Source organism: Variovorax beijingensis, assembly GCF_003951285.1.
Classification (GTDB): Bacteria; Pseudomonadota; Gammaproteobacteria; order Burkholderiales; family Burkholderiaceae_C; genus Variovorax; species Variovorax beijingensis.
Map to the genome: position 1 here is coordinate 193982 of NZ_RXFQ01000005.1, position 12221 is coordinate 206202.

12 protein-coding genes are annotated in these 12221 nt (G+C 69.1%); 6 read left to right on the forward strand and 6 right to left on the reverse strand.

All coding sequences use genetic code 11. The features are described from left to right. Positions 1–17: 17 nt before the first annotated feature. Entirely contained in the window at positions 18–416 is a 399-nt protein-coding gene (locus EJO66_RS10305; protein WP_124958786.1) for a MerR family transcriptional regulator, read from the reverse strand. A gap of 120 nt (positions 417–536) precedes the next feature. On the opposite strand from EJO66_RS10305, the gene EJO66_RS10310 reads away from it, so the two are divergent. The 4 genes from EJO66_RS10310 (at position 537) to EJO66_RS10325 (ending at position 4682) form a co-directional block, all read left to right on the forward strand. After that, positions 537–1616: an MBL fold metallo-hydrolase gene (locus EJO66_RS10310; RefSeq protein ID WP_124958787.1), complete on the forward strand. Its 1080-nt coding sequence runs from the start codon at positions 537–539 to the stop codon at positions 1614–1616. A gap of 9 nt (positions 1617–1625) precedes the next feature. Further along, entirely contained in the window at positions 1626–2936 is a 1311-nt protein-coding gene (locus EJO66_RS10315) for a leucine-rich repeat-containing protein kinase family protein (protein ID WP_125965225.1), read from the forward strand. Beyond that, the gene (locus EJO66_RS10320; RefSeq protein ID WP_125965226.1) at positions 2933–3844 is read left to right on the forward strand and encodes a pseudouridine synthase; all 912 of its coding nucleotides are present in this window, start codon (positions 2933–2935) and stop codon (positions 3842–3844) included. The genes EJO66_RS10315 and EJO66_RS10320 overlap by 4 nt, the downstream gene beginning before the upstream one ends. Positions 3845–3911: 67 nt before the next feature. Beyond that, positions 3912–4682, forward strand: coding sequence for an SDR family oxidoreductase (locus tag EJO66_RS10325; protein WP_125965227.1), 771 nt, complete (start codon positions 3912–3914; stop codon positions 4680–4682). A 54-nt stretch (positions 4683–4736) separates the two neighbouring features. Here EJO66_RS10325 and EJO66_RS10330 read toward each other — a convergent pair whose 3' ends face one another. The 5 genes from EJO66_RS10330 to glyQ are packed head-to-tail and all read right to left on the reverse strand — an operon-like array spanning position 4737 to position 10177. Next, positions 4737–5714: a M48 family metallopeptidase gene (locus tag EJO66_RS10330; RefSeq protein WP_399281409.1), complete on the reverse strand. Its 978-nt coding sequence runs from the start codon at positions 5712–5714 to the stop codon at positions 4737–4739. A 26-nt stretch (positions 5715–5740) separates the two neighbouring features. After that, positions 5741–6514, reverse strand: a complete 774-nt coding sequence (locus EJO66_RS10335; protein WP_125965228.1) for a lysophospholipid acyltransferase family protein — start codon at positions 6512–6514, stop codon at positions 5741–5743. Beyond that, on the reverse strand, positions 6514–7107 hold the full coding sequence (gmhB, locus tag EJO66_RS10340; RefSeq protein ID WP_124958792.1) for a D-glycero-beta-D-manno-heptose 1,7-bisphosphate 7-phosphatase: 594 nt from the start codon (positions 7105–7107) through the stop codon (positions 6514–6516). Before gmhB ends, EJO66_RS10335 begins: the two co-directional genes overlap by 1 nt. Positions 7108–7129: 22 nt before the next feature. Further along, positions 7130–9268, reverse strand: coding sequence for a glycine--tRNA ligase subunit beta (gene glyS, locus EJO66_RS10345; RefSeq protein WP_125965229.1), 2139 nt, complete (start codon positions 9266–9268; stop codon positions 7130–7132). Between the two features lie 3 nt (positions 9269–9271). Then, positions 9272–10177 (reverse strand): glycine--tRNA ligase subunit alpha, encoded by a 906-nt coding sequence (gene glyQ, locus EJO66_RS10350; RefSeq protein WP_021012613.1) that lies wholly within the window; start codon positions 10175–10177, stop codon positions 9272–9274. A 250-nt stretch (positions 10178–10427) separates the two neighbouring features. Between glyQ and EJO66_RS10355 the strand changes: the two genes are divergently transcribed. Both EJO66_RS10355 and EJO66_RS10360 read left to right on the forward strand, forming a co-directional pair. Continuing rightward, positions 10428–11393: a diacylglycerol/lipid kinase family protein gene (locus tag EJO66_RS10355; protein ID WP_124958794.1), complete on the forward strand. Its 966-nt coding sequence runs from the start codon at positions 10428–10430 to the stop codon at positions 11391–11393. After that, positions 11390–12214: a metallophosphoesterase family protein gene (locus tag EJO66_RS10360; protein ID WP_124958795.1), complete on the forward strand. Its 825-nt coding sequence runs from the start codon at positions 11390–11392 to the stop codon at positions 12212–12214. Before EJO66_RS10355 ends, EJO66_RS10360 begins: the two co-directional genes overlap by 4 nt. Positions 12215–12221 lie beyond the last annotated feature (7 nt).

Here is a 12221-nt window from a genome sequence, read left to right on the forward strand (position 1 = left end):
GTGGTTCGGTCGGGATCTCAGGCGGTCCTGGCCGCTTTCTGCGCCCTGGCCAGGGCCGCGCGGCCCTTTTTCTCGTGCTCGCGCACTTCCGCCAGGTTGGCCTGCAGCTCGGCCAGCTGCGATTCGAGCTGGGCACGGTGCGCACCCAGTACGCCAAGGAACTTCTGCAGCTGCGGCACGGTGTCGCGCGGGCTGTCGTACATGTCGAGGATGTCCCTGGCCTCGGTCAGGCTCAGGCCCAGGCGCTTGGCACGCAGCGTGAGCGTGAGCCGCGCCCGGTCGCGCGCGCTGTAGACGCGCTGCACGCCCGCGCGTTCCGGCGTCAGCAGCCCCATGTCTTCGTAGAAGCGGATGGCGCGCGTCGTGAGATCGAACTCCTTCGCGAGCTGGCTGATGGTGAAGGTTGGCGCGGACATTGGACTGCAATCTGTCGAAAAGCCGTCTGGGGGGGCGTTGCCGTGGCGACAGCAGGATGGCCCCGCTCTGCCTACAATGATGCCCTCAACCCATGACGTTTACGTAAACGTCAATCTTACATGAACCTCCTCGAACGCGAACTCCACTACCCCCTGGGCGACACCCTGCCCGCCCCCGGCGAAGCACTGGAAGTCGCGCCGGGCGTGCGATGGATCCGCATGCGGCTGCCGTTCGCGCTCGACCACATCAACCTCTGGCTGCTGCGCGACAGCCTCGACGGCGTCGAAGGCTGGACGGTGGTCGATTGCTGCATCGCACACGATGAAGCCCGCGCGCAGTGGGAGCAGGTGTTCGAAACGCAGCTGCAGGGCCTGCCGATCCTGCGCGTGATCGTCACCCACATGCACCCCGACCACATCGGCCTGGCCGAGTGGCTGTGCACGCGCTGGAACGCGCCGCTGTGGATCAGCTCGACCGACTACCACGTGGCGCGCGTGCTGAGCACCGCCGGCGACACGCTGGCGGGCGGCGACGCGGCGGCGCGCTTCTTCGCCTCGCACGGCCTCGTCGACCCCGAGGCGGTGGCCAAGATCCGCGCCCGCACCAACTACTACGCCAACATGGTGCCCTCCGTACCCGACCGCTTCACGCGCATGATGGATGGCGACACCGTGGCCATCAACGGCCACGCCTGGCGCTGCATCAGCGGCTACGGCCACGCGCCCGAGCACATCGCGCTGTACTGCGACGAACTCAAGCTGCTGCTGGGCGGCGACATGATGCTGCCGCGCATCTCGACCAACGTGAGCGTGCACGCGGGCGAGCCCGAGGCCAACTCGCTGCGGCTCTTCCTGGACAGCATCGACAAGTTCAAGGCGCTGCCGGCCGACACGCTGGGCCTGCCTTCGCACGGCAAGCCGTTCACGGGCATTCACCGCCGCGTCGACCAGCTGCAGGAGCACCACCGCGACCGCCTGGCCGAACTGCTCGAAGCCTGCACCGCGCGCCCGCTCACCGCGGCCGAGGGCCTGCCCATCCTGTTCAAGCGCGAACTCGACCTGCACCAGATGACCTTCGCGATGGGCGAGACCGTGGCGCACCTGCACCTGCTGTGGTTCGCAGGCCAGGTCCGGCGCGAACTGGGCGAGGATGGCATCTACCGCTTCGGACCCCGAAGCACCGCGGCCAAGGCCCCTTAGACTCGGCGGATGGACACGCTGGCTGAGCTGCGCGCGGGCCGGCTGGCAGGCGCAAGACGAATCGATCTCTCGTGCGGACTCACCGAGTTTCCGCGCGAGATCTTCGACCTGGCCGATTCGCTCGAGACCCTGAATCTCTCCGGCAATGCGCTCGACGCGCTGCCGGGCGACCTCGGCCGGCTGCACCGCCTGCGCGTGCTGTTCTGCTCCGACAACCGCTTCGCGCAGCTGCCCGAATCCATCGGCCAGTGCCAGGCGCTGGAGATGGTCGGGTTCAAGGCCAACCGCATCCGCACCGTGCCTGCCGCCGCGCTGCAGCTGCCGGCGCTGCGCTGGCTGATCCTCACGGACAACCAGATCGAGACCCTGCCCGAGGCACTGGGCCAATGCGCCGCCATGCAGAAGCTCATGCTGGCCGGCAACCGGCTGCGTGCGCTGCCGGAATCGCTGGCGGCCTGCAGCCGGCTCGAGCTGCTGCGCATTTCGGCCAATGACTTCGAGGCGCTGCCCGCATGGCTGCTTGCGCTGCCGCGCCTGTCGTGGCTCGCGGGCGCAGGCAACCCCTTCGACATGCAGGCCGAGCAGGCAGCCATCGCCGCGCAGTCGGTGCCGCATGTCGACTGGCCCGAGCTGAAGCTTGGCCCAAAGCTCGGCGAAGGTGCATCGGGGGTCATCCACCAGGCGGCGCTGGGCCCCGCGTCGCAGCCGGTGGCCGTCAAGCTGTTCAAGGGCGCGGTCACCAGCGACGGCTGGCCGCACAGCGAGATGGCCGCCAGCATCGCAGCCGGCGCGCATCCGACGCTGATCGCCGCGCAAGGCCGGATCGACGGCCACCCCGACGGCACCCAGGGCCTGGTCATGGCGCTGGTGGATCCGTCTTTCCGCACGCTCGCCGGCCCGCCGAGCCTCGCATCCTGCACGCGCGACGTCTATGCGGACGATGCGCAGTGGACTTCCGGCGTGGCATTGCGCATCGCCCGCGACATCGCGTCCGCCATGCAGCACCTGCATGCGCGCGGCGTCCTGCACGGCGACCTCTACGCGCACAACATCCTCTGGAACGCGCAGGGCGGCGGACTGCTGGGCGACTTCGGCGCGGCCTGGATGACCGGCGCGCTCGACGCGCCGCAGGCCCAGGCACTGCAGCGGCTGGAGATGCGCGCCTTCGGCTGCCTGCTGGAAGAACTGCTCGAGCGCTGCAGCGATGCGCCGCCGCAGGCCATGGTGGCGCTGAAGGACCGCTGCCTGCAGGCCGATGTGTCCGCGCGGCCTTCGTTCGCCGAAGCCTTGGCGCTGCTCCAGGGCGAGCTCTCGCCATGACGGGTCAGCGCCTGCCCCTGCCCACGCGCGACGGCGTCGGCCCGAGCTGCGTCGGCCTTCCGCAAGGCGAATGGCCCACCATCGCCGAGTTCCTGATCGAACGCTTTCCGGCGATCACGCGCGAAGCCTGGATGGCCCGCATGGAGGCCCGCGACGTGGTCGACGAGCACGGCGTGCCCGTGACCGCGCAGCGCCGCTACCAGGCGCCATTGCGCGTGTACTACTACCGCACGCTCGATGCCGAGGCGCGCATTCCCTTCGACGAGCAGGTGCTGTTCCAGGACGACCAGCTCGTGGTCGCGGACAAGCCCCCTTTCCTGCCCGTGACCCCCACCGGCAAGTACCTGCAGGAGAGCCTGCTGGTGCGGCTCAAGCGCAAGCTGAAGCTCGACGACCTGGTGCCGCTGCATCGCATCGACCGCAGCACGGCGGGGCTGGTGCTGTTTTCGGTGCGCCCCGAAACGCGCGGCGCCTACCAGGCCATGTTCCCGGAGCGCCGCATCGACAAGCACTACGAGGCCGTGGTGCCGTGGCGGCCGGGCGTGTCCTCGGTGCCCGGCACCTACCGCAGCCGGCTGGTCGACGACGACCACTTCATGCGCGTGAAGGAAGAGGCCGGCGAGCCCAATTCGGAAACGCGCATCACGCTGCGGAAGACGGTGGGCGGGCACGCCCTGCTGGAGCTTTCACCGGTCACCGGCCGCAAGCACCAGCTGCGGGTGCATTGCATGGCGCTGGGCATGCCGATCGTGAACGATCCGTTCTATCCCGTGCTGCTGCCGCCCGACAGCGACGACTTCGACAAGCCATTGCAGCTGCTGGCCAAGTCGGTGGCGTTCGAGGACCCGGTGAGCGGCGAGCGGCGCAGCTTCACGAGCCCCCGAAGCCTGGCACTGCCGCCAAGGTGACGCCCCGCGGGCACGCCGCGCACTAAGCTCGTTTCCTGAAAACTTTCATTCAGGAGACACCCGCACCATGGACACCACCCAACTCTTCTCGCTGAAGGGCCGCAGCGCCTTGATCACCGGCGGCTCACGCGGCATCGGCCGCATGATTGCCGAGGGCTTCCTGGCCCAGGGCGCGCGCGTGTACATCTCGGCGCGCAAGGCCGCGGCCTGCGACCAGACCGCCAAGGCGCTTTCGGCCTTCGGCCATTGCGTGTCGCTGCCGGCCGACGTGTCCACGCTGGAAGGCGCGCAGGCGCTGGTCGCTGCCTATGCGAAGCATGAGGACGCGCTCGACATCCTGGTCAACAACGCCGGCGCGGCCTGGGGCGCGCCGTACGACGAATTTCCCGAGAGCGGCTGGGACAAGGTGGTCGACCTGAACCTGAAGACGCCCTTCTTCCTGACCCAGGCGCTGACGCCGATGCTCAAGAAAGCGGCGACCGACCACCTTGCGAAGGTGATCAACATTGCGTCCATCGACGGCATCTCGGTGAATCCGCAGGAGACGTACTCTTATGCCGCAAGCAAGGCCGGCCTGATCCAGCTCACGCGGCGCATGGCGCTGCGGCTCGCGCAAGACCGGATCGTGGTGAGCGCGATTGCGCCCGGGGCGTTTGCCTCGGACATGAACAAGCTCGCGCGCGACCATGGCGACGAGGTGAAGGAGCGGATTCCCGCGGGGCGCATCGGGGTGCCCGAGGACATGGCGGGGGCGGCCATCTATCTCGCCTCCCGGGCGGGGGACTATGTGATGGGGTCTACGTTGGTGGTGGATGGGGGGGTTACGCACGCCCGGTGATTTTTTTGAGGTGGGGGGCCGGGTCTCGCCCCGGCCCCGGAAAAAAGCAAGCGATCAAGACCACCGAGGCACAGCCTCATCCTTGAGCTGCTGCCGGAGCAGGCCATAGTCCGGCACCACGCTCTCCACCGTGTCCCAGAACCGCTGCGAGTGGTCCATCACCCGCAGATGGGCCAGCTCATGCGCCACCACATAGTCGATCACCGGCAGGCGAAAGTGGATCAGGCGCCAGTTCAGCCGGATCGACCCATCCGCGCTCGCGCTCCCCCAACGAGTCGCGGCATTCGAGAGCGACAGCTTCTGCCACCGCACCCCGAGCCGCGGCGCGAAGTGGTCGAGCCGCTCGATGAAGAGCCGGCGCGCCTGCCGCATGAGCCAGGCCTGGGCGGCATCGCGGATCTGCGAGGCTTCGGCGTTCTGCGCCACGGCCAGGCGCAAAGTGCGCGGCCCGATGCCGTCGTCGCTCGCATCGAGCGTGCCGCCCACGCTTGCAAAGCCGTGCTTCGGATCGAGGCGGATCACGACCGTCTCGCCCATGAACGGAAACTCCGCGCCGTCCTTCCAGTCGATGCGCGTGGCCTCGACGCGCGCGTGGCGCTGCTGCGTCTCCAGCAGCTTGCGCAGGATCCAGCCGGCCTTTTCCTGGATGGCGGCATCGACGTCGCGCAGCGTGACCCAGCGCGGCGCGCGCACCGACAGGCCTTCGGCACCCACAAGGAAGCCGATGGTCTTGCGCTTGCCGCGCTTGAACTCGTAGGCCACGCGCGCCGATCCCAGCACCGCTTCGCGCGTGGCCTGCGGGTGCACGAAGCTCGCGAGCGCAAGCGTGTCGCGCAGCGGGACGGCGGGCTGCGCGGGACCGGCGTCTCCGGCCCTGCCTTGCTGCGCATCGGCCACCGGGGGTGCGGGCACGGCCGGCGGCGCCGCCTTTTTCCTGACCTTCTTGCCGCGCGGCTCGCTCGGATTGGCCGGCGCAAACTCGTTGCCCAGCCCTTCGAACAGGTCCATCGTGAACTGAAGCAGTCCCCGCATCTCGGGTTCTTTCTTTTTTTTCTTCTTCAGCGCGCCTCTCGCGGCGCCTGCGGCAGCGGCAGGCTGTCGCGGTACGCCTCGGGGTCGAGCCGACGCATCTCGGATTCGATCCAGGCCTCGACCTCGCGCATCAGCTCGTCGGGCCTGCGGCCCACGCTGGGAATGGCCGGGCCGATCGACACGTCGACCACACCGGGGCGCTTGATGAAGGCCTTGCGCGGCCAGACCTTGGCCGAGGTGACGGCCACCGGGATCACCGGCACGCCGGTCTCGCATGCGAGGCGCGTGCCGCCGCTCTTGTAGGTGCCCCTCTGGCCACGCGGAATGCGGGTGCCCTCGGGAAACATGATGATCCAGATGCCCTGCGCAAGCAGCTTGCGGCCCTGGTTCACGACCTTGTTGAAGGCCTGCGCGCGCTGGCTGCGGTCGATGTGGATCATGTCGAGCCGGGCCATCGCCCAGCCGAAGAAGGGCACGTAGATCAGTTCCTTCTTGAACACGAAGGCCAGCGGATGCGGCATCAGCGTGGGCATCAGGAAGGTCTCGAAGGTCGACTGGTGCTTCACCAGCAGGACCGCGCCGGCCAGCTTGTCGGCGGGCAGGTTTTCCATGCCGGTCACGCGGGTCTGGATGCCCAGCAGCACCCGCGCGCCGCCGATGGCCCAGCTGAGCCACTGCACCGCCATCCAGTAGAGCGGGATGCCGCGCTTCCAGAGCGAACTGACGCACATGATGATGCCCCAGGGCACCACGGTGACGAGCATCCACAGGGCATGGAGAACGGAACGGATCAATGCCATCAGACAGCCACCTGCAGTGCAGCCTGCGCTTCGCGCGCAAGCAAAAAGTCGACAAAGGCGGCGAGGTTCTCGTGAACCAGGGTGTTCGCCGGGTATTCGGGGGGCAGCGGACTGACGCCGCGGCAGGCCGCGCCCATGCCGGTGAGAAGCAGGTGCGGCTCGCAGCCGGCGGCCGCGCCGGCCTGCAGGTCGCGCAGGCTGTCGCCCGCGGTGGGCACGTCCTTCAGGTCGATGCCGTAGCGGTCGCCGATCTGGCGGAACAGGCCCGGCGCGGGCTTGCGGCATTCGCAGCCCTCGTCGGGGCTGTGCGGGCAATAGAAGACCGCATCGACCCGCCCGCCCACGGCCGCGAGCATCTTGTGCATCTTGGCGTGCATGGCGTTGAGCGAGGCCATGTCGAACAGCCCGCGGCCCAGGCCCGACTGGTTGGACGCGATCACCACATGCCAGCCCGCATGGTTGAGCCGGGCCACGGCCTCGAGCGCACCGGGCAGCGGCGTCCACTCGATGTCGCTCTTGACGAAGTCCTCGCGGTGCACGTTGATCGTGCCGTTGCGGTCGAGGATGACGAGTTTCATGGCAGTGCCGCCCATCGTGAGGTCGCCGGGGGGATGATCAAGCAGCCAGCCGCTCGAGCTGCGCCACGCGGTTCATCGCGGCGTGCAGCGACATCAGCAGGCCGAGCCGGTTGAGGCGCAGGTCGGCCTGTTCGGCATTGACCATCACGCCGTCGAAGAAGGCATCGACCGGCTCGCGCAGCGCGGCCAGGGTCTGCAGCGAGGCGGTGTAGTCGCCGGCATCGAACTGGGTGTTGGCGGCGGGCACGACCTCGGCCATGGCGGCATGCAGCGCCTTCTCGGCGGGCTCCTGCAGCAGCAGCTCGCTGACATGCGCGTCGGCTTCGGGCGCCTTCTTGAGGATGTTGCCGATGCGCTTGTTGGCGGCGGCCAGCGCGGCGGCGGCGGGCAGCGCGGCAAAGGCGCGCACCGCCGCCAGCAGCTTGGGCACCTCGCCCAGGCGCTGCGGCCGCGGCGCCAGCACGGCGTCGACTTCCTGCGCGCTGGCGCCCTGCTCGCGCAGGCTGCCGGCCAGCCGGTCGAGGATGAAGTCCTGCAGCTCGGCCGTGGCCTTGCCGGTGTCGAAGCCGCCGATGTCCTTGAACTGCGCGGCGGCGTCCTGCAGCAGCGCGTCGAGCTTCAGCGGCAGGTCTTTCTCGATCAGCATGCGGATCACGCCGAGCGCATGGCGGCGCAGCGCGAAGGGGTCGCGGTCGCCGGTGGGCAGGTTGCCGATGCCGAACATGCCGACCAGCGTCTCGAGCTTGTCGGCCAGCGCGACCACCAGGCCCACGCTGTTGCGCGGCAGCTCGTCGCCGGCAAAGCGCGGCTTGTAGTGGTCTTCGATCGCGTCGGCCACTTCGGCAGACAGGCCGTCGTGCAGCGCGTAGTAGCGGCCCATGGTGCCCTGCAGCTCCGGGAACTCGCCGACCATGTCGGTCACCAGGTCGGCCTTGGCCAGTTGCGCGGCCTGCACGGCATGCGCGATGAGCGCGGCGGCGCCGAGCTTTTCGGCGATGCCGCGCGCAATGCGCATCACGCGTTCGACACGCTCGCCCTGGGTGCCGAGCTTGTTGTGGTAGACCACCTTGCCCAGCGATTCGACGCGCGAGGCCAGCGACTTCTTGCGGTCCTGGTCGAAGAAGAACTTGGCGTCGGCCAGGCGCGGGCGCACCACGCGCTCGTTGCCGCCGACCACCGCGCTCGCGTCCTCGGGGCTGATGTTGCTGACGACCAGGAACTTGTTGGTGAGCCTGTTCGAGGCGTCGAGCAGCGGAAAGTACTTCTGGTTGGCCTTCATCGTGAGGATGAGGCACTCCTGCGGCACTTCGAGGAATTCTCGCTCGAAGCTGCAGACCAGCACGTTGGGCCGCTCGACCAGCGCGGTCACTTCGTCGAGCAGCGCGTCGTCATGAATGGGCACGGCGGCGCCGCCGACCCGCACGGCCGCGGCCGCGAGCTGGCGCGCGATCTCGGTGCGGCGCGCTTCGAAGCTCGCGATGACCGCGCCCTCGTCCTGCATCTGCAGCGCATAGCTGTTGGCGTCGCGCAGCACCACGGGATCGACGGCCGCCTCGAAGCGGTGGCCGTGGGTTTCGCGGCCGGCCTTCAGGCCGAGCGCCTCGACCGGCACCACGGCATCGCCATGCAGCGCCACCAGGCCATGCGCGGGGCGCACGAAGCTCACGCTGCTCCAGCCGGGCAGCTCGCAGCCGCTTTCGAGCTGGTAGCTCATCACCTTGGGAATCGGCAGCTTGGCGATGGCCTCGGCCAGCGCCTTCTGCAGGCCTTCAGCCAGCGTTGCGCCCTTGGCGGTGCTTTCGTAGAACAGCGCTTCGGCCTTGCCGTCCATCGCGCGCTTCAGGCCGGGCACGGCCGAGGCGTCGGCGCCCAGCGCGGCAAGCCGCTTGAGCAGGGCGGGCGTGGGCTGGCCGGAGGCGTCGAGCCCCACGGCCACGGGCATGAGCTTTTGCGAGACGGCCTTGTCGACGGCGCGCTCGGCCACGTGCGTGAGGTGCGCAGCGAGGCGGCGCGGCGACGCATAGGCCGTGAGCACCGAGGCGGGCTCGGCGAGCCCCTGGGCCACGAGCTGGTCGCGCAGCACGCCGGCGAAGGCATCGCCGAGTTTCTTCAGCGCCTTGGGCGGCAGCTCTTCGACGAAGAGTTCGACCAACAGGTTCTTTTGCACGCTCGTCATCGCTCAGGCCGCCTTCTTCGTGATTTGTGCAACCCACTCGCGAGGCGCCATCGGGAAACCGAGCCGCTCGCGGCTCTCGTAGTAGCTCTGCGCCACGCTGCGCGCGAGGTTGCGGATGCGGCCGATGTAGGCCGCGCGCTCGGTCACGCTGATGGCGCCGCGCGCGTCGAGCAGGTTGAAGCTGTGCGCGGCCTTGAGCACCTGCTCGTAGGCCGGCAGCGCGAGCTGCTCGGTCATGAGGTGCCTGGCCTGTTTCTCGTGCGCCGCGAAGGCGGTGAACAGGAACTCGGCATCGCTGTGCTCGAAGTTGTAGGTCGACTGCTCGACCTCGTTCTGCTTGTAGACGTCGCCATAGCTCAGGCCCTCGGTCCACGTGAGGTTGTAGACGTTGTCCACGCCCTGCAGGTACATGGCCAGGCGCTCCAGGCCGTAGGTGATCTCGCCGGTGATGGGCTTGCAGTCGATGCCGCCGACCTGCTGGAAATAGGTGAACTGCGTCACCTCCATGCCGTTGAGCCAGACCTCCCAGCCCAGGCCCCAGGCGCCGAGCGTGGGGTTCTCCCAGTCGTCTTCGACGAAGCGGATGTCGTTCTTTTTCAGGTCGAAGCCCAGCGCCTCGAGGCTGCCGAGGTACAGCTCCAGGATGTTGCTGGGCGCGGGCTTGAGCACCACCTGGTACTGGTAGTAGTGCTGCAGGCGGTTGGGGTTCTCGCCGTAGCGGCCGTCCTTGGGGCGGCGGCTGGGCTGCACGTAGGCGGCCTTCCAGGGCTCAGGGCCGAGCGCGCGCAGGAAGGTGGCGGTGTGCGAGGTGCCCGCGCCCACTTCCATGTCGTAGGGTTGCAGCAGCGCACAGCCCTTGTCGGCCCAGTACGACTGCAGTTTGAGAATGATTTGCTGGAAGGTCAACATGAAGCAGGCCGGCGTGACCGGGCATTGGACGGTAGCGCGATGAAGCACCGCGAAAGCAGACGATTTTACGGGCGGAGGGCCGCTCTCCCACAGCAAGCCGGGATGCCGGCCGCCTGCGCGGACCGGCCGGCCGTGCGACAACCACGGGGCGGGGGCGCGCACCGCGCTTTTCCGAGGCTTCCTGCCCCCTCGCGACCGAACTTTCGCAGCCCATGGGGCTCTTCCCCTCCTTTTTCCGGTTTCCATCGACATGCAGCCGTCTCCCCTCGGTCCGAGCTCTCCCTTGTTTATCGTTCTCAACGCCGGCTCCGGCAGCGCGGACGCCGCCGAAACCCGCGAAATCATCGAGCAGGGCTGCGCCGCGGCCGGCCGCAGGCTGCGCATCTTCCTGGTGGACGAACGCGCAACGGTGCAGGCGCTCGCGCGCGAGGCGGTCGAACGCGCCCGCGCCGTGGGCGGGGTGGTGGTTGCGGCGGGTGGCGACGGCACCATCAACACGGTGGCGCGGGCCACGCTCGGCAGCGGGCTGGCCTTCGGCGTGCTGCCACAGGGCACCTTCAACTATTTCAGCCGCGTGCACGGCATTCCGCGCGATACGGCGCAGGCGCTCCAGGTGCTGCTGGCCGAGCAGCCGCGGCCGGTGCAGGTGGGGCTGGTCAATGACCGCCTGTTCCTGGTGAATGCCAGCATGGGCCTGTATGCCGAACTGCTGGAGGAGCGCGAAAGCTACAAGGTGCGCTACGGCCGCAGCCGCTGGGTCGCGTTCTTCGCCGGCCTGCTCACCGTGATGCGCGGCCACCGGCACTGGAACCTGCGCATCGCCTCGCACGGGGTGGAGCGCGACATCCGCACGACGACGCTTTTCGTGGGCAACAACCCGCTGCAGCTGCTGCAGGTGGGCATCGCGCATGCCGATGCGCCCGAGAATGGCCAGCTGGCCGCCATCACCTTGAAGCCGACGAGCGTGCTTGCCATGCCCGGCCTGCTGGTGCGCGGCGCGCTCGGCCGGCTGGGGAACGCCGACGAGGTGCTGAGCTTTCCGTTCGAGTCGATGACGGTGAAGGCCGGCCGCCTGCACCCGCCGCGCCGCGTGAAGGTGGCCACCGACGGCGAGATCGCCTGGGCCGAGATGCCGCTGCTGTTCCGGGTCTCGCCCGAACCGCTGTGGCTGGTGCGGCCCGACGTCGCGCCCGAACTGGAGGCCGCGAAGCAATGAGCTGCCTGCTGCAGATCTCCGATACGCATTTCGGCACCGAGCAGCCCGATGTCATGGCGGCGCTCGAGCGGCTCGCGCGGGCCCTGGCGCCGCAGGTGGTGGTGCTCTCGGGCGACATCACGCAGCGCGCCACGCGCAAGCAGTTCGCGGCCGCGCGCGCCTTCGTCGACCGGCTGGCCGCACCGGCCGTGGTGGCCATTCCGGGGAACCACGACATTCCGCTGTTCCAGCTGGGGGCGCGCCTGTTCTCGCCTTACGAGCGCTACGCCGGCGCCTTCGGCACCGACCTGGAACCGGTGTTCGAATCCGCCGACTGGCTGGTGGCGGCGGTCAACACCACGCGCTGGTACCGGCATGCGGACGGCGAGGTCTCGCCGGCGCAGATCGAGCGGGTGGCGGCGCGGCTGGCGGGCGCCTTGCCTTCGCAATTGCGCGTGGTGGTCACGCACCAGCCGGTGATGGTGACGCGGCAGGAAGACATGCCGAACCGGCTGCACGGGCGCGAAGCCGCCGTCGCGCGCTGGTGCGCGGCCGGCGCCGACCTGATCCTGGGCGGCCACATCCACCTGCCGTTCGTGCGCTCGCTGCACGGTGCGTACGCCGGCTGCCCGCGCACCGCATGGGCTGTGCAGGCCGGCACGGCCGTGTCGTCGCGCGTGCGCGCGGGCCATCCCAATTCGGTGAACGTGCTGCGCCTGGGCGCGCCGGAAGATGGCCGCGTGTGCCAGGCCGAGCGCTGGGACCATTCGGCCGCCGACAAGGCCTTCGTGTGCGCCAAGGTTTTGCGGCTTCCGCTTGCCAGCGCCGCGGTGGCCGCTTAGGGTGCGC

What these genes read in the sequence shown, in the direction of transcription:
- EJO66_RS10305 (WP_124958786.1), bottom strand. Translation starts at nt 416, where the DNA reads ATGTCCGCGCCAACCTTCACCATCAGCCAGCTCGCGAAGGAGTTCGAT.
- EJO66_RS10310 (WP_124958787.1), top strand. Translation starts at nt 537, where the DNA reads ATGAACCTCCTCGAACGCGAACTCCACTACCCCCTGGGCGACACCCTG.
- EJO66_RS10315 (WP_125965225.1), top strand. Translation starts at nt 1,626, where the DNA reads ATGGACACGCTGGCTGAGCTGCGCGCGGGCCGGCTGGCAGGCGCAAGA.
- EJO66_RS10320 (WP_125965226.1), top strand. Translation starts at nt 2,933, where the DNA reads ATGACGGGTCAGCGCCTGCCCCTGCCCACGCGCGACGGCGTCGGCCCG.
- EJO66_RS10325 (WP_125965227.1), top strand. Translation starts at nt 3,912, where the DNA reads ATGGACACCACCCAACTCTTCTCGCTGAAGGGCCGCAGCGCCTTGATC.
- EJO66_RS10330 (WP_399281409.1), bottom strand. Translation starts at nt 5,714, where the DNA reads ATGCGGGGACTGCTTCAGTTCACGATGGACCTGTTCGAAGGGCTGGGC.
- EJO66_RS10335 (WP_125965228.1), bottom strand. Translation starts at nt 6,514, where the DNA reads ATGGCATTGATCCGTTCCGTTCTCCATGCCCTGTGGATGCTCGTCACC.
- gmhB (WP_124958792.1), bottom strand. Translation starts at nt 7,107, where the DNA reads ATGGGCGGCACTGCCATGAAACTCGTCATCCTCGACCGCAACGGCACG.
- glyS (WP_125965229.1), bottom strand. Translation starts at nt 9,268, where the DNA reads ATGACGAGCGTGCAAAAGAACCTGTTGGTCGAACTCTTCGTCGAAGAG.
- glyQ (WP_021012613.1), bottom strand. Translation starts at nt 10,177, where the DNA reads ATGTTGACCTTCCAGCAAATCATTCTCAAACTGCAGTCGTACTGGGCC.
- EJO66_RS10355 (WP_124958794.1), top strand. Translation starts at nt 10,428, where the DNA reads ATGCAGCCGTCTCCCCTCGGTCCGAGCTCTCCCTTGTTTATCGTTCTC.
- EJO66_RS10360 (WP_124958795.1), top strand. Translation starts at nt 11,390, where the DNA reads ATGAGCTGCCTGCTGCAGATCTCCGATACGCATTTCGGCACCGAGCAG.